This is a genomic window from Rhodoferax sp. (assembly GCF_030653815.1).
Lineage (GTDB): Bacteria > Pseudomonadota > Gammaproteobacteria > Burkholderiales > Burkholderiaceae_C > Rhodoferax.
Genome location: NZ_JAURYQ010000031.1, coordinates 96,260 through 111,254, shown reverse-complemented (window position 1 = coordinate 111,254; position 14,995 = coordinate 96,260). Strand labels below are relative to the sequence as shown.

Below are 14,995 nucleotides of genomic sequence, written 5' to 3'. Positions count from 1 at the left end.
CACCTTCGGGTAGCAAAGGAGTATTGATAGTAGATGGACATTCTCACATTCTTGTCAGAAGCAATTAAATCCTTAGCATGGCCAACCGCCGCAGTTATTTTGGCGCTGATGCTCAGGAAGCCTGTCGTTGAGCTCCTGCCATTCCTTCGAAATCTAAAATATAAAGAGCTTGAAATCGAGTTTTCTAAAGAGGTGGCTGAACTAAAAGCCGTTGCGGCGGGATTGGAGCCTACAAAAATACAAGAACAGCTCACGCAAGCCTCCACAGAGGCTCGTCTATTAAATCTTGTTTCGTACTCCACTCGCGCTGCCATTATGGAGGCGTGGCTTGAGGTCGAATCTGCGGCCACCACAATCGCTAGTTCCTTCTGGAATAAGCCACCAAACGAGATATTTAGAAACTATCCAAAACTTGGTGAATACCTGCTTCAATGCAAAGTAATAGACAAAAATCAGCTCGAAACATTCAACAAACTTAGGCAGCTCCGTAATAAAGTTGCACATGCGAAAGAGTTGAATCTCAGTGAAAATGATGCTAAGTCGTATATTGAACTAGCGTCAATGTTAGCAGCGCATATACGGGCCGCATAATTAACCGTGGCCACAAATAAAAACCAGCATTTCGTTCCCAGGTGCTATTTAAAGTCTTTTACCCACAACGGTGAAAACTTGGCCATAAACATTCTTAATTTGGATAGGAATCGCTGTATTTCTGGTGCTCCAGTAAAGAACCAGTGCTCTGGCGATTACTTTTACGGTCAAGATTTCCAACTTGAGAGTGCGATTCAAAGAATAGAAGGTGAGTACGCTGCAGTCGTATCACGGATTCATAAGCCCGGCTACCATTTAACAGAGGCCGATCGCGTTGTTCTGCGGATTTTTATGATCTTTCAGTACATAAGAACTGAAGCCGCCTCACGTCGCAATGTAGAAATGCTCGACAGCATGAATAGCGTCATTGATCCAGGCATACCGGATTTCAAACCATCCATCAAAGAGGCCGTTCAGATGGCGATGCGAAATTTCTCCAGCATGATGCATGTCATTGATGACCTGAAGGTTTGTTTATTGCGTAACAGGACATCCCGACCCTTCGTCACGTCGGACGATCCCTCCGTAATGAGCAACCGCTGGCATATGGTGGATCCCCGGGTGCAGCATAATTCTGCGGGAATGATGGCTTGTGGGGTAACTTTCTTTCTTCCACTGAGCCCCCGTGTAATGTGCGTGGCCTATGACGGCGACGTTTATAACCTTTCACACGAGAGAGGATGGTCGGACTTGCGCAGAGATCGAGATGTTGCTGCAATCAATGAGCATCAGTTCTTAAATGCTCAGGCCAACATTTACTTTCGGGAATGGGAACATCGCGAATGGGTTTACAGAAGTTGTCGTTCTATCGAAAAGCAAAGGTTACTGTTTCGACACCGCGTAAATTATGCTGTTCTCGACCGAGTAGAAGGAGACCACAAAGTCTACCGTACAGTAAAAAGAAAAGAAGCCGACGACCATAATGAGGCATTAATCCATACCGAGTCACTCATGCCGCGCCCGTTATCATGGCCAACTCAATTGAAAATGCGCTCGAATGGGTACGTTTACACAAACGGCACTGGCGCAGGATATATACGCGCTGCGCAAACATCGTTCAGGAATGTGGGTGGCTATTGGAGAGAGTCATCTTCGCCTTGACATCGCATTGATCAATGCGAACCATGTCACTGACGCATTCCATACGACACATGCTTGATGGTACTTCGGGCTGAAGGACTGCAGCAGGCACTCCAATTGGAGGGAGAGGATGCCCGACATGACGCCAAACGGAAGTACATCGCTGTCGGTTTTTTGGCGTCACGTGTAAATGAAATTAACACGCGTAGAGCCAACCATTCGACACACATTACCCTTCGACGATGACAGTCAGCTTAATGATTTTCCTGAGCAAAGTTGAATGACTGCTTCCGCCGACGACGGCTGACAGCTTTGGGCACTCAAGAGTCAGCGACGACGGACCGGTTGACGGCAGCCAAAGTGCTCAGCTCTGGCAAGTTCAGACGCTGCGAGACCCAATCGCGGTGATCAATGGTGTAAAGTTGTTTACGACTTCAACTCGACTATTGTCAATTTGCCAGGCCGCTAACCCGCATGAATGCCAGGTGCCTGTTTACGACTATATTTGCACCGAATAGCAAACCATGACCACACCACCCCCTGTTCCCCAAGAAGCGACCAGCGCCACCTTGAGCAAGCTGGACAGCGCCTTGCTCAATATTTTGGTCAAGGATGGCCGTGCCTCCTTTGCCGACATTGCACGCCAGCTTGGCGTGTCTCGGGCCTATGCCCGCGCCCGTGTGCAGGTGCTCGTTAGCAGTGGTGTGATCGAGCTGTTCGGGGCGGTCATCAACCCGGAAAAGCTGGGCAAAGTGATTTCGACTTTTGTTGACATTCGTGTGGCACCTGCGGCGCTTGAAGCCGTCGCCCAGGAGTTGGCAGACTGCCATGAAGTGGTGAGTCTCTACATCATGAGTGACTTGCAAAGTTTGCACATCCATGCGCTCACCGACAGCATGGAAACTTTTGACGCCTTTGTGCGCAAGCGCATCTTCAACCGGCCTGAAATTTTGTCCGTGGACTGCAAGACGCTGATGACCCGTGTCAAAAACCGGCGCGGTGGCGCCCGCCTTTAGAAATGCAAGCGGGTCAGACCGCTTGCAAAGCGACTTGCTCTGACCTCAGCTGATTAAGGGTTTACCCCGTTGTGGTGCAGGTGCACGTTAGATGTGCACCGAGGGGCTTCGTTGCCAATTGTCATTTTTGGTGGCTGTTTTGAGTCGTTGCGCGAACTCAAGCAAACCAAAGTGGTGCTCATCACCATACAAATGACCTTGAAGACCTCATTTAACAAACATTCGAAACAATCATTTTTTGAAAAACTCGCTTTTTCCGTGTGCGGCGACTTTTCAGGGGCTTCCTTTTTATTTAAATAAACTCTTATAAAACAACAACTTAAATCAATTTTTATGATGGCATGGCTTTTGCATAGGGGTAGATAGACCGCCTTACAAACGGTTTCGTACGACTGTTAACCCTCAATTGCAACTGGAGCCATTTCACATGACACTGATTCGCCGCAAATTTCTCACGACCGCTGCCTTGTCTGGTGGTGTATTGAGCGCACCGTCGCTCGTTCAAGCCCAAAGCAAGGGAACTTTCAACTGGAAAATGACCAGTGCCTACCCCAAGGGGTCGCCGTTTTACTTCGATGGCCCCGGCAGCGCCACCGACCTGGCCAAGCGCATCAAGGAGATGTCTGATGGTCGGCTCAACATTCAGGTGTTTGGCGCGGGTGAGTTGATCCCGGCCTTTGAGGGCTTTGACGCCGTACGCGCCGGCACAGTGGAAATGAACCACGCCAACAGCTATTTCTGGACCGGCAAAACCTTTGCCGCGCAGTACTTCACGGCGGTGCCTTTTGGCATGAACTTCCAGGGCATGAACGGCTGGCTGTACGACGGCGGCGGCATTGACCTGTGGAACGAGGTGTACGCGCCCTTTGGCATGGTGGCCATGCCGTGTGGCAATACCGGGGTGCAGATGACCGGCTGGTTCAAAAAAGAGATCAAGACCGTGGCCGACCTGAAGGGCTTGAAGATGCGTATTCCCGGCCTGGCGGGCAAGGTGTACGCCAACCTGGGTGTCGATGTGAAGGTGCTGCCAGGCGGTGAAATTTTCCCGGCGCTGGAGCGCGGCGTGATTGATGCGGCCGAGTTTGTTGGCCCGTTCCAGGACCGTCGCCTGGGGCTACACAAGGCGGCCAAGTACTACTACACCACCGGTTGGCACGAGTCGGCCACGGTGTCCGAGTTGTTGATCAACAAGGCGGCCTGGCAAACGCTGCCCAAGGACTTGCAGGCCATTGTGCAAAACGCCGCCGCAGCCTGCAACGTGATCAGCGAGGCCTGGTGCCAGAAGGCCAATGCCGATGCCATGGAAGACCTGATCAAGAACCAGAAGGTCATCGCCAAGCCGCTGCCTGAGGGCGTGATCAAGGCGCTGCGGACGGAAACCGACAAGGTGCTGACCGAAGCCGTGGCCAAGGACCCCATGACCAAGAAGGTGCACGACTCTTACATGGCGTTCATGGCCAAGTACCAACGCTGGGCCGATGTCAGCGAAGGTGCTTACCACAGCACCGTGCGCGGTTAAGCCCAGAGTCCCACCCATGCAGAACACGATCACCCGTGCCGTTGTCGGCATCGAAGCGTCGATTGACCACATTGGCAAGCTGACCGCCTGGGTGGCGCTGGCCATGATCTCACTGGTTGCCGTCAATGTGCTGCTGCGCTACGCGTTCAGTCTGGGGTCGGTCTGGGCGCAAGAGCTGGAGTGGCATCTTCTGGCAGCACTCATCTTGCTGGGCATGAGCCATGCGCTTTTGCGTGGGGACAACGTGCGGGTAGACCTGTTTTACGCGCGCTACAGCACCCGCGCCAAGTATGTGGTGGACGTGGTGTCGGTGCTGTTGATCATGGTGGTGGCGCTGCTCTTTGTGGTGCTGTCACTGGGTTATGTGGGTCAGGCTTATGCCATCAACGAACAGTCGCCAGACCCCGGTGGCATCCCCTTTAGATGGTTGGTGAAGGGGCTGATTCCGCTGGGCTACAGCCTGCTGGTGCTGCAGTCGGCCGGGCAGTTGATGCGCATTGTGCAAACCTACCGGGCACCAGGGGAGTTGGACGATGTTTGAACCCCAGACTTACGCCATCTTGATGCTGGTGGGTTTTTTCTGCTTGCTGATGATCGGTATTCCGGTGGCCACCAGCCTGGCCACAGTGGGCTTTGTCTTTGGCTATCTGGGCTTTGGCGATTCGTTGTTCAGTCTGCTGCCGGCACGTTTTTACGGCATTGTGGCGGGTTACCAGTGGATGGCCATTCCGCTCTTTGTGTTCATGGGTGTGATGCTAGAAAAGTCGCGCCTGGCCGATGACCTGCTGGATGTCATGGGCCACATTGCGGGTGGCCTGCGCGGCGGCATGGGGGTGGGCATTGTGTTGTTCGGTGTGCTCATGGGCGCCACGACCGGCATTGTGGGGGCCACGGTGATCACGCTGGGCCTGCTGGCGCTGCCCACGCTGGTGCGCCGCGGCTACGACAAAGGTCTGGCCTGCGGGGTGATTTGTGCTTCGGGCTGTCTGGGGCAAATCATTCCGCCCAGCCTGATCCTGATTTTGCTGTCAGACATCATGCAGTTGTCAGTGGGTACGCTGTTTGCGGCGGCGGTGGGGCCGGGCATGATGCTGGCTGCGCTCTACATCGTCTACCTGCTGGTGCGTGGCATGCTGGACCCGAACGCCATGCCACCGATTCCGCTGGCCGAGCGCAACGACGTCACCCGGCGGGAACTCGGGGTGCGGTTTATCAAGGTGGTGGTGCCGCCGATCATGCTGGTGGTGGCGGTGCTGGGCTCGATTGTGGGCGGGGTGGCTGCCCCCACCGAGGCCGCCTCCATGGGGGCGGTGGGGGCCGTGCTGATCACCGCGCTGTCAGGCCGTTTGAATTGGAAAACCCTGCACGCCGTGGCGCTCGACACCAGCAAAATCACAGCCATGATGATGTTCATCCTGATGGCGGCGCAGGTGTTTGCGTTGTCGTTTCGCGGGCTCCATGGTGAAGACTTGATTGCCCGGCTGTTCGAGATGCTGCCAGGGGGTGTCGACACCGCCGTGTGGTTCATGATGCTGATGATTTTTCTGCTCGGGTTTTTTATCGAGTGGATCGAGATCAGCTACATCGCGGTGCCGCTTTTTTTGCCAATTTTGCTGGCGCAGGGTGTTGACCCGGTGTGGTTGGCCATGTTGATCACCCTCAATCTGCAGTCCTCGTTTTTGACGCCTCCATTTGGCTGGGCCTTGTTTTACCTGAAAGGCGTGGCGCCGGTGGGTATCTCGATCAAGGACATTTACAAAGGGGTACTGCCATTCATTGCCATGCAGGGTGTCGCGCTGGTGATTTTGTTCAAGTTTCCCCAGGTGGCATTGTGGTTGCCCCAGGCGATTGGCTGGTAAGCCTCAACGAGGGCGTTTGCATGGAACTGTTTAACAACTACAGCGCGGCTTGGCTGCTCGGGCTGGCGCTGGCTTTGCTGGCGACCGGCGTGGTGGCGGGCATTCTGGCCGGGCTACTGGGCGTGGGCGGCGGCATTGTCATCGTGCCGGTGCTCTATCACTTGTTTACGCTGCTGGGCGTTGACGAATCGGTGCGCATGCACGTCACGGTGGGCACCTCGCTGGCCACCATCATTCCGACATCCATCATGTCGTCGCGGGCGCACCGCAAGCGCGGCAGCCTGGATCTGGCCTTGCTGAAAAAGCTCATGCCGTCGGTGGTGGTGGGTGTGCTGGTGGGCTCGGTGCTCAGCGGTTTTCTCAGCGGGCGGGTATTGACGGCGGTGTTTGCGGTGATGGCGCTGCTGGTGGCGATCAACATGGCGTTCAAGCGTGACGGTTTTTCTTTGGGTGACGGCCTGCCAGGGCCTGTGGGCACATCGCTGATCGGTGGCGCCATTGGCGGCATTTCCACGCTCATGGGCATCGGTGGCGGCACCCTGAGTGTGCCTATCTTGAATGCCTACCGCACGCCCATGCACACCGCCGTGGGTACCGGGGCGACGCTGGGCATGGTCATCAGTTTGCCGGGCGCTTTGGGCTTTCTCATCAACGGTTTGGGGGTGCCCAACCTGCCGCCAGCCAGCGTGGGGTATGTCAATTTTCTGGGCATGGCGCTGATCGTGCCGGCCACCATGGTGACCACGGCCTGGGGTGCGCGGCTGGCCCATGCCATTGATGCCCGGCGTTTGCGCCAGGTGTTTGCCCTGTTTCTGACGCTGACCTCGCTGCGCATGTTTTACGGCTTGCTGAGCTAGAGACCATGACATCTTCATTAATCAGTTGGGGTCAGAGCACGTCGCTGCGCGAGTGGTCTGACCCGCAAGCCTATCACCCGAGTTGGGGTCAGAGCACGTCACTGCGCGAGTGGTCTGACCCGCAAGTTTTTCCAAGGAGACTCCCATGATTCACACACGCACCGCCCTGGGCGGCATGCAGGTAGCCCCCCACCACCTGGCGGCGCAAGCGGGCCGCGATGTGCTGCGCGACGGTGGCAACGCGGTCGAGGCCATGGTGGCAGCAGCCGCCGCCATTGCCGTGGTTTATCCGCACATGAACGCCCTGGGTGGCGATGGCTTCTGGCTGATCCATGAGCCGGGCAAACCCCCGGTGGCCATTGACGCCTGCGGCTTTGCGGCCGGTCTGGCGGACCGGGCCTTTTATGACGGCCTGGATGCGATTCCGTCACGCGGCCCCAAAGCAGCGCTCACCGTCGCTGGCACCGTGGGCGGCTGGGCCAAGGCGCTGGAGGTGGCGGCACCGTGGGGCCAGGCCCTGCCGCTCTCAAGGCTGCTGGCCGACGCCATACGCCATGCGCACGACGGCGTGGCCGTGACGGCCAGCCAGGCGCAGCTCACCCAGCAAAAGTTTGACGGCCTCAAAGACGCGCCCGGTTTTGCCGACACCTATCTGGTCAATGGTTTGCCGCCACCTGTGGGCCACGTGCTCAAGCAGCCGGCCGTGGGTCGCACCCTGGCGACGCTGGCCGAGCGCGGGCTGGATGATTTTTACCGTGGCGAGCTGGCCCAGCGCATGGGGGCCGAGCTAGAGCGGGTCGGCAGCCCGCTGCGCACCGCCGACCTGGCGGCCTACCACGCCCAGATTGTGGAACCCTTGGCGGTGCGCCTGAATGACTGCACGGTCTACAACTTGCCGCCACCCACCCAGGGCTTGTCGGCACTGATGATTCTGGGGCTGTTTGAGCGACTGGGGGTGACCGAGGGCGAGGGTTTTGCCCACCTGCACGGCCTGGTGGAATCGACCAAGCGTGCTTTCCGGGTGCGCGACCGCGTGGTCACCGACCCCAGGCGCCTGCCCGCCGACCCCAAGAGTTTTCTCACCCCCGAGGCGCTGGACGCGCTGGCCAGCCAGATTGACCCACAGCAGGCGCTGCCTTGGCCCGACATGGCGGCACCCGGCGACACGATCTGGATGGGCGCCATTGACAACAAAGGGCGCTCGGTCAGTTTCATTCAAAGTGTGTACTGGGAGTTTGGTTCTGGCGTGGTACTGCAAGACACGGGTGTGACCTGGCAAAACCGGGGCACCAGTTTCTCGCTCGACCCAAGCGCCCTGAACACGCTGGAGCCCGGCCACAAACCCTTTCACACCCTGAATCCATCGCTGGCCTTGTTTGATGACGGCCGCGTCATGCCTTACGGCACCATGGGTGGTGAGGGCCAGCCGCAAACCCAGGCAGCGGTGTTCACCCGCTATGCGCGCTTTGGGCAAAGCTTGCAGCAAGCGGTGACAGCACCGCGCTGGCTGCTGGGCCGCACCTGGGGTGATGTCAGTACCTCACTGAAGCTGGAGAACCGATTCGCCCCGGCGCTGGTGGCGTCCCTCAAAGCGGCGGGGCATCAGGTCGAGCTGCTGGACGAAGCCTTCAGCGACACCATGGGTCATGCCGGCGCCCTGGTACGCCACCCCACTGGCCTGATCGAAGGCGCTGCCGATCCGCGCAGCGACGGTGCGGCCTGCGGCGTCTAGCCTTGATGCTGGGGATGCCCAGCCTGTGGTCAAATCAAAAGCTTGTTTCATCCACGTCGCACGCTTTGAGCGAAAGATCACCACGCGTCCTATGCTTTACCTGATCCTGGGGCTGTTGCTGTTTGTGGGCACGCATTCGGTGCGGATCGTGGCCGACGGCTGGCGTACCCGCACCCGGGCCAGGCTGGGGGCTTTGCGCTGGCGTGCGCTGTACACACTGCTGTCCTTGCTGGGGTTTGTTCTGATCACATGGGGCTTTGGTCAGGCGCGGCAAATGCCGGTACAGCTGTGGAGCCCGCCGCTGGCGCTGCGCCATCTGGCGCTGTTGTTGACCTTGTTGAGCTTTGTGCTGCTGGCCGCTGCTTACGTGCCGGGCAACCGGATCAAGGCACGCCTGCACCACCCCATGACGGCTGCCGTGATGCTCTGGGCGCTGGCCCATTTGCTGGCCAACGGCAACCTGGCCCATGTCATCTTGTTTGGCACGTTTCTGGTTTGGTCAGTTCTGGTTTTCCTGGCTGCCAAAAAACGTGACGAGCAGGGTGACACACGGTATTCACAGGGCAACACGGGCGCAACTGGCATTACCGTGGCGCTGGGGGTCGCGCTCTGGATCGCGTTTACGCTCTGGCTGCACGGCCTGCTGATCGGAGTTCGGCCTTTTGGCTGACTACTTAATCCCCATCAGCCACTGGATCATGTACTTGGCAACAAAACCCACCATGCCAAAGGCCAGTCCCAGCATCATGACAAAAAAGCCAAACTTGCCCGCCTTGGACTCCCAGGCCAACTGGCCAATGATGAACAACATGTAGAGCATCAGGCCACCGACGCCAAAAGTCATGCCAAAGGCGGCGATTTGCTCCTCGGTAAAACCAAACATCAGCGCTGCTCCTGTTCCGGCAAGGCAGACACGTCCAGCAGGTCGCGGTAAGCGTGCCAGCTGGCATGGCCGAGCAGCGGTACCAGCAGCACCAGGCCGATGAGGGCCGTGGCAAAACCCAACAAGGTCAGCAGCATGATGAGGGCACCCCAAAAGGCCATGGGCACCGGGTTGGCAAAGATCACCTGCCAGCTCGCCGCGATGGCCTGCCCGATGCTGACCTGACGGTCCAACAACAAGGGGATGGTGATGACCGTCGAGGCAAAAATGGGGGCTACCAGCGCCCCACCCAGGGCCAGCCAGATCTCGAACAGCCAACCCTCCCTGGCCAACACCACCTGTTCAATAAAAACCAAGGGCGAGGTGATGGGCACAGGTGCCAGCCAGGTGATCAGCCCCGCAGAAACAAGTACCCAGGCGGTGCCCGCCAGCGCCAGCAAGACACCAAACTGCACCAGGCGCCATTGCGCCTCGCCCCAGGCTTGCACCCGGCCATGTTTCCAGTTGAGCCAGGTTTCCAGCACCTTGGCCAAACCGGGTTTGTCACCACGCTCCAGACCACGGCTCAAGGCATACAGGCTGGTGGCCAGCACCGGGCCCACCAACAAAAAACCCGAGAACGCACCCGCCATGAACCAGAAACGATCATGCGCCAGCCACAGCATGAGCGCGCCAATCAGTGCGATCGCCACCCCGTGCAAAACGCTGATCCAGCCGCAGCGCATCAGGTCATGCCAGGCCCTGAGCAACCACGAGATCGGCTGAGCCGTGCCAATGGTACGGACGATGATCGAGGCGCTGGAGGAAGCCGGATTTCGGGCAGATGGCAAAGAGTTGGACATGGCTGGTAAAAATTGAAACAGGCGAATATTGCCATAAGCGGGCAAGCGGGCCGTTGCGGGTCCAAAAAGACCAGGGGCGGCATCCGCGCTTTGCGAATGCCGCCCCTGAGGGTCTGGCGCCAACAACCCGGCTTGTCAAAACTCAGACTTTGGGTTGCATCATGCCCTTGCCACCATGCATGCCTTTGTGTGACCCGCGGCCTTGCATGGCATGGGCATCAAACACCTTTTGCTGTTCCGGTGTCAGCACCGCATAAAACGCCTTGGTTGACATGGCGCGCTGGTCCATGGCGGCGGTCATCTCGCCCATGTGCTGGGCACGCAGCTCTTTCATTTTGTCCAGGCGCTCGGGCGTGGTGAGCTTGCTCATGTCAGGCATGGCCGCAGGCTGGCCTTTCATGCCGGCAGGACCTTTGTGACTGGCCAGAAAGTCGGTCCAGGCCGCTTCTTGCGTCGGGGTGATCTTGAGTTGCGCTTTCAGGGCTGCATGGCGCTTGTCCATCATGACCTGCATCTTGGCTGGATCCATCTTGCCCATGCCACGCTGGCTCATGCCTTGACCTTGCATCATGCCTTGACCTTGCATCATGCCATGGGGGCCTGACATATCGCAGGGCGCACCCCCCATGGGGCCTTGTGAATAAGCCAAGCCGGCAGCCATCAGCAAACCGGCAACCAGGGAAATTTTGAGATTGGTTTTCATCGTCATGTCCTTCAAGTTAAGACCAATGACCAGAAAGTGGCATCGGCGTGAAGAGAAGTGTGCGCCGCCTGTGTATCGCGACCATAAGGATGCGTGAAAGCTTTGTAAAGTTTTTCAGCCCGTTTTTTCCGGAATTAATGGGATGATTGGCGGTTTCGCATTGTCGTTATCTTTAGAAAGTTCTCTGTGTTCAAGAATGTCATCATGTACCGCATCGCTCCGGGTTGGAGCCTGACCGCCGAGCAAGTGGAGGCCCGCCTGCAAGACAACCCTTTTGTTGAATGTGGTGCCAGTCAGGAAAAATCAGTGGGGTGGGTGGCACCGCGTGGCGAGGCCAACGGACCGCTGCTGGAAGCGGTGGCAGGCCAATGGATTTTGAAGCTCATGCTTGAGGTCCGTGCCCTGCCCGCCTCGGTGGTCAACCGCAAGGCCCAGGAGCGGGTCGCCCAGATCGAAGCCAGCACCGGCCGAAAACCAGGCAAAAAGGAGACTCGTGACCTGAAGGACGACATCCGGTTAGAGTTGTTGCCGATGGCGTTCACCAAACAGTCCAGCACCCGGGTCTGGCTCGACCGGGAAGCGCAGTTGCTGGTGACCGATGCCGGCAGTCAGGCCCGTGCTGACGAGCTGATCACCCTGCTGGTGCAAGGCCTGCCGGGCCTGGCCTTGAGTTTGATCGACACCCAGATCTCGCCGGGCGCCGCCATGGCCGACTGGCTGGTCAGCCAGGAAGCCCCGCAAGGCTTCAGCGTGGACCGGGAGTGTGAACTCAAGGCCGCCGATGAATCCAAAGCGGTAGTGCGTTATGCCCGCCACAGGCTCGATACCGAAGAGGTCAAGCAGCACATCGAGGGCGGCAAAATGCCCACCCGCCTGGCCCTGACCTGGAACGACCGCGTTTCCTTTGTGCTGACCGAGGGCCTGCAGCTTAAAAAGCTGGCTTTTCTTGACGTGGTGTTTGAAGGCGCCAGCGCTGGCAAGGACGACGGCTTTGACGCCGACGTGGCGATTGCCACCGCTGAGCTGCAAAAGGCGCTGCCGGCGCTGCTCGAAGCGCTGGGGGGTGAGCGGGTTCTGCCCGGCTGAGTCAAGCCAGGCACTTACTTGGGCCAATCAGGGCACCGGTCGCGTGCTCAGTGGCCTGTTGACGCTGACCGTGGTCAGGCCCAGCGCCTGCCAGTCCGTCATGCCACCACGGTAGTATGAGATTTTTTCGACCGGATAGCCCATCCTCACGATGATGGCGATGCCGGCGGGACTTTGCAGGCACATCGGGCCATGACAGAACGCCACGATCTTGATGGCTCTGGCGCAGTCCCAGGACTTATCTGAACGGCGTTGACAACCCAGCACATCGAGCCGGTCTTCCAGCTCGTTGTAGGGAATGTGGTAGCTGTTGGGGATGGTGGATTTCAGCGGCTCATCTTCGTCGCGCATGTCGATGACCATGGTGGCCGGGTCGTTGAGGGCGTGCAACACCTCGATCTCGGTGACCGGGGTGACGCCGACCTGCGGCACCAGCGCCTGCACAAAGCCCTTACCAACGCCACTGGCTGTTTTGCTGCGCTTGATCACCAGGGGCCCGCCGGGCGTTTGCACCACAAACTCGGTGCTGTCCCGGGTGATGCGCAGCGGTTGGTCGTCCGTGGCCTGCGCGCATCCGGCCCAGGCCATGCCCAGCGCAACAGCCCAGACCATGCGTTTGTTCATTGCTTGAACCCCAGGGTCAGTGAAAAGCAACCGACCCTGGCGCTGGCCTCAGCATCCGGCCGTCTTCTTGAACGACTTGCTGGTGTTTTTGCCGTCTTTTTCGAAGCGGGCCCGGATCTCGTCGCCTTCGACAATGCGCTTGTCCTTGAATTTCTCCAGGGTCAGGTCATCGGTGATGGTGATGGTGACAGGTGTGCCAGCCTTGACGTCCTTCAGAACGGCGGTGGCCGACTTGCCGTCAGCGGCCATCGTGATCTTGGTGATCGGGCCGACCAGCTTGCCTTCGTCGGCCAAGGCATTGACGCTAAAGGCTGCGCCGGACAGGCCCAGCACGGCGGCGATGATCAGGGAAGAAAGTTTGGATTTCATGGTGTACTCCTAAATGAAATGAATGGGTAAAGATCAGAACTTGACTTCAAAAGTGGCATACAGGTTGGTGGCGTCTTCCAGCGGCGTGGTGGTCATCAGGTTGCCATTGACATCGCCGATGGCAACCGGTGCGCCAACCCAGTTGTTGCTGCCGGTGTAGTCAAACTTGTAGTACTGCACACCAACGCGGAAAAACGCCTTGCTGAAGAAGCTTGAAATGGGCTGGCGGTCCAGTTCCTGGATGTAATAGGCTTCATAAACGTCGCCACGGGTACCCATTTTGGCGGTCCACATGTCGTCTGCGGCCGGGGCAAAGGTGATCCAGTTTTTCGAGCCATGGTTCCACTCGAAACCAAACTTGGACCGCGAAGGCAGGTCATACCGCACGCCAAGGGCCACTGCGGTGCCCTTCTTGGTGCTGGGCGCTTCCGGGTTGAAAAAAGCACCGGTCATCAAACCCTGAAAGCCAAACTGGGCTGACACATTGTTGTTCGGGCGCGTGATGCTCATGCCCACATCGCCAAAAACCTGCAGGGTGCCAGGTCCGACATTCTTGTGCGTGCTCATGAAGCCGACACCAAACCAGTCGATGTCACCCAGATTGGTTTTCGGCGCCGTGTTGCCAAAATAGGTGTTGCTCATGGTGGGCGCATCAAAGATGTTCATGCCGCGGTTCCACTGCAGCCAGACACGCAGCGGGTCGGTGTCGATCGGCACCACAGAGATGCCCACCATGTCGGTGTCTTCGAGCGAGTTGCCGGTAAAGTCGGTAAAACCGCTCTCAAACCCACGACCGTAGCAGAACTTGGCATAGGCACCCGGCAGGGCATCAATCTCGGGTGCATAACCCAGGGTGACGCCGTCAAAGGCGTAGTCCACCAGCAACGAGGGTGTGCCGCCATTGCCGGGTCGAACTGCCGTGTTGTTGCGCAAATTGCTCGGCGCACCGCCGGTCGACGGCCTGCGCCCCACCGACAACCACATTTCCTGGTCGGCAATGTTGCTCCAGGTGGCATAGACGCGGTCCACATTCAGGTTGCTGCTGGAGGGCACATGGCTGAGCGTGCCATCAAAGACACCGACCCGGTCGGCAAAAAACGGCGCGCTGCCGGCATTGGTGACGGCGCTGTCAGTCTGTGAACCAAACACTTTGTACATGGCCAGGTTGGCGGTGACCGACACATCCTGCGTTGCCTTGGCGTTCAGGTTGAGGTTGAAGCGGTTGCTGTAGAGGCTGGAGTTTTTGGGTTTGTAGGCGGGAACCGTCACGGCATAGGCGCCCAAAGCTGGCATCATTCCGTCGACCATCGGCTGGAATGCGACCGCCTGATCGTAGGTTTGGACGCCCATCATGGCACTGCTGAATTGAGCCAACCCAGCCAGGTTCGCTGCGGCGGTGCCGGTCGTATCCGTAAGCATGGCTGTTTGCAGCGAAGTCTGCGCATTGGCAAAGGTTGCCGAGACATCGGTAAAGGTCTTGCTCTGCCCTTCCAGGTAGTCGTAGCGAAAACGGTAATCACCGCCAATGGTGAGCCACTTGCTGAGCGATTTACCTTCCAGCCTGGTGACCTGGCTCTTCAGTTCGGCGACCTCGGTTGACTCGGTCTTGGCGGCCACCGCCTTGACTTGCTCTGCCGTCTGGGCCGACTTGACTTCGTTCGCCTTGACTTGGGCTTTCAAGGCCTCCAGTTCGCGCGACATTGCCTCAATCTTGCTCATCAAATCAGCATCTGCCGCGCTGGCGGCCAGCGGCATCAACATGCCTGTGATCAATGCGACCAGCAGTTTTTTCTGAAACCTCTTGTCCATGAATAACTCCAAGTGTTTAAACAAT

Annotated in this window: 16 protein-coding genes; 10 read left to right on the top strand and 6 right to left on the bottom strand. The window is 58.1% G+C overall.

Annotation, left to right across the window (positions count from 1 at the left end):
- Window positions 1-33: 33 nt before the first annotated feature.
- The 9 genes from Q7U49_RS10955 (at window position 34) to Q7U49_RS10915 (ending at window position 9,324) form a co-directional block, all read left to right on the top strand.
- Window positions 34-591, top strand: a complete 558-nt coding sequence (locus tag Q7U49_RS10955; RefSeq protein WP_304764309.1) for a hypothetical protein — start codon at window positions 34-36, stop codon at window positions 589-591.
- A 6-nt stretch (window positions 592-597) separates the two neighbouring features.
- On the top strand, window positions 598-1,692 hold the full coding sequence (locus Q7U49_RS10950) for a DUF4238 domain-containing protein (protein ID WP_304764308.1): 1,095 nt from the start codon (window positions 598-600) through the stop codon (window positions 1,690-1,692).
- A gap of 503 nt (window positions 1,693-2,195) precedes the next feature.
- Window positions 2,196-2,687 (top strand): Lrp/AsnC family transcriptional regulator, encoded by a 492-nt coding sequence (locus Q7U49_RS10945; protein ID WP_304764307.1) that lies wholly within the window; start codon window positions 2,196-2,198, stop codon window positions 2,685-2,687.
- A gap of 427 nt (window positions 2,688-3,114) precedes the next feature.
- Window positions 3,115-4,206 (top strand): TRAP transporter substrate-binding protein, encoded by a 1,092-nt coding sequence (locus tag Q7U49_RS10940; RefSeq protein ID WP_304764306.1) that lies wholly within the window; start codon window positions 3,115-3,117, stop codon window positions 4,204-4,206.
- 16 nt (window positions 4,207-4,222) lie between these two features.
- On the top strand, window positions 4,223-4,747 hold the full coding sequence (locus tag Q7U49_RS10935) for a TRAP transporter small permease subunit (protein WP_304764305.1): 525 nt from the start codon (window positions 4,223-4,225) through the stop codon (window positions 4,745-4,747).
- Complete coding sequence (locus Q7U49_RS10930; RefSeq protein ID WP_304764304.1) at window positions 4,740-6,065, top strand: TRAP transporter large permease subunit; 1,326 nt, start codon at window positions 4,740-4,742, stop codon at window positions 6,063-6,065. Before Q7U49_RS10935 ends, Q7U49_RS10930 begins: the two co-directional genes overlap by 8 nt.
- Window positions 6,066-6,085: 20 nt before the next feature.
- Complete coding sequence (locus Q7U49_RS10925; RefSeq protein WP_304764303.1) at window positions 6,086-6,922, top strand: sulfite exporter TauE/SafE family protein; 837 nt, start codon at window positions 6,086-6,088, stop codon at window positions 6,920-6,922.
- Window positions 6,923-7,067: 145 nt separating this feature from the next.
- On the top strand, window positions 7,068-8,654 hold the full coding sequence (locus Q7U49_RS10920) for a gamma-glutamyltransferase family protein (RefSeq protein ID WP_304764302.1): 1,587 nt from the start codon (window positions 7,068-7,070) through the stop codon (window positions 8,652-8,654).
- A gap of 91 nt (window positions 8,655-8,745) precedes the next feature.
- Window positions 8,746-9,324, top strand: coding sequence for an NnrU family protein (locus Q7U49_RS10915; RefSeq protein WP_304764301.1), 579 nt, complete (start codon window positions 8,746-8,748; stop codon window positions 9,322-9,324).
- Here Q7U49_RS10915 and Q7U49_RS10910 read toward each other — a convergent pair whose 3' ends face one another.
- The 3 genes from Q7U49_RS10910 to Q7U49_RS10900 all read right to left on the bottom strand — a co-directional run bounded on the left by Q7U49_RS10910 (window position 9,325) and on the right by Q7U49_RS10900 (window position 11,082).
- Window positions 9,325-9,537 carry a DUF2788 domain-containing protein gene (locus Q7U49_RS10910; RefSeq protein ID WP_304764300.1) on the bottom strand — a complete coding sequence of 71 codons (213 nt, stop codon included), beginning with the start codon at window positions 9,535-9,537 and terminating at the stop codon, window positions 9,325-9,327.
- Complete coding sequence (locus Q7U49_RS10905) at window positions 9,537-10,379, bottom strand: DUF2189 domain-containing protein (RefSeq protein WP_304764299.1); 843 nt, start codon at window positions 10,377-10,379, stop codon at window positions 9,537-9,539. The genes Q7U49_RS10910 and Q7U49_RS10905 overlap by 1 nt, the downstream gene beginning before the upstream one ends.
- Window positions 10,380-10,521: 142 nt before the next feature.
- A complete protein-coding gene (locus Q7U49_RS10900; RefSeq protein ID WP_304764298.1) occupies window positions 10,522-11,082 on the bottom strand; it encodes a Spy/CpxP family protein refolding chaperone in 561 nt (186 codons plus the stop codon).
- 186 nt (window positions 11,083-11,268) lie between these two features.
- Between Q7U49_RS10900 and Q7U49_RS10895 the strand changes: the two genes are divergently transcribed.
- Complete coding sequence (locus tag Q7U49_RS10895; protein ID WP_304764297.1) at window positions 11,269-12,168, top strand: recombination-associated protein RdgC; 900 nt, start codon at window positions 11,269-11,271, stop codon at window positions 12,166-12,168.
- 27 nt (window positions 12,169-12,195) lie between these two features.
- Here Q7U49_RS10895 and Q7U49_RS10890 read toward each other — a convergent pair whose 3' ends face one another.
- The 3 genes from Q7U49_RS10890 to Q7U49_RS10880 are packed head-to-tail and all read right to left on the bottom strand — an operon-like array spanning window position 12,196 to window position 14,970.
- Window positions 12,196-12,792 (bottom strand): rhodanese-like domain-containing protein, encoded by a 597-nt coding sequence (locus Q7U49_RS10890; protein ID WP_304764296.1) that lies wholly within the window; start codon window positions 12,790-12,792, stop codon window positions 12,196-12,198.
- Window positions 12,793-12,840: 48 nt separating this feature from the next.
- Complete coding sequence (locus tag Q7U49_RS10885; protein WP_304764295.1) at window positions 12,841-13,161, bottom strand: hypothetical protein; 321 nt, start codon at window positions 13,159-13,161, stop codon at window positions 12,841-12,843.
- 33 nt (window positions 13,162-13,194) lie between these two features.
- Window positions 13,195-14,970 carry a DUF3373 domain-containing protein gene (locus Q7U49_RS10880; protein ID WP_304764294.1) on the bottom strand — a complete coding sequence of 592 codons (1,776 nt, stop codon included), beginning with the start codon at window positions 14,968-14,970 and terminating at the stop codon, window positions 13,195-13,197.
- Window positions 14,971-14,995 lie beyond the last annotated feature (25 nt).

Coding starts and splice junctions, on each gene's coding strand:
- Q7U49_RS10955 (WP_304764309.1), top strand. CDS start 34: ATGGACATTCTCACATTCTTGTCAGAAGCAATTAAATCCTTAGCATGG.
- Q7U49_RS10945 (WP_304764307.1), top strand. CDS start 2,196: ATGACCACACCACCCCCTGTTCCCCAAGAAGCGACCAGCGCCACCTTG.
- Q7U49_RS10940 (WP_304764306.1), top strand. CDS start 3,115: ATGACACTGATTCGCCGCAAATTTCTCACGACCGCTGCCTTGTCTGGT.
- Q7U49_RS10935 (WP_304764305.1), top strand. CDS start 4,223: ATGCAGAACACGATCACCCGTGCCGTTGTCGGCATCGAAGCGTCGATT.
- Q7U49_RS10930 (WP_304764304.1), top strand. CDS start 4,740: ATGTTTGAACCCCAGACTTACGCCATCTTGATGCTGGTGGGTTTTTTC.
- Q7U49_RS10925 (WP_304764303.1), top strand. CDS start 6,086: ATGGAACTGTTTAACAACTACAGCGCGGCTTGGCTGCTCGGGCTGGCG.
- Q7U49_RS10920 (WP_304764302.1), top strand. CDS start 7,068: ATGATTCACACACGCACCGCCCTGGGCGGCATGCAGGTAGCCCCCCAC.
- Q7U49_RS10915 (WP_304764301.1), top strand. CDS start 8,746: ATGCTTTACCTGATCCTGGGGCTGTTGCTGTTTGTGGGCACGCATTCG.
- Q7U49_RS10910 (WP_304764300.1), bottom strand. CDS start 9,537: ATGTTTGGTTTTACCGAGGAGCAAATCGCCGCCTTTGGCATGACTTTT.
- Q7U49_RS10905 (WP_304764299.1), bottom strand. CDS start 10,379: ATGTCCAACTCTTTGCCATCTGCCCGAAATCCGGCTTCCTCCAGCGCC.
- Q7U49_RS10900 (WP_304764298.1), bottom strand. CDS start 11,082: ATGAAAACCAATCTCAAAATTTCCCTGGTTGCCGGTTTGCTGATGGCT.
- Q7U49_RS10890 (WP_304764296.1), bottom strand. CDS start 12,792: ATGAACAAACGCATGGTCTGGGCTGTTGCGCTGGGCATGGCCTGGGCC.
- Q7U49_RS10885 (WP_304764295.1), bottom strand. CDS start 13,161: ATGAAATCCAAACTTTCTTCCCTGATCATCGCCGCCGTGCTGGGCCTG.
- Q7U49_RS10880 (WP_304764294.1), bottom strand. CDS start 14,970: ATGGACAAGAGGTTTCAGAAAAAACTGCTGGTCGCATTGATCACAGGC.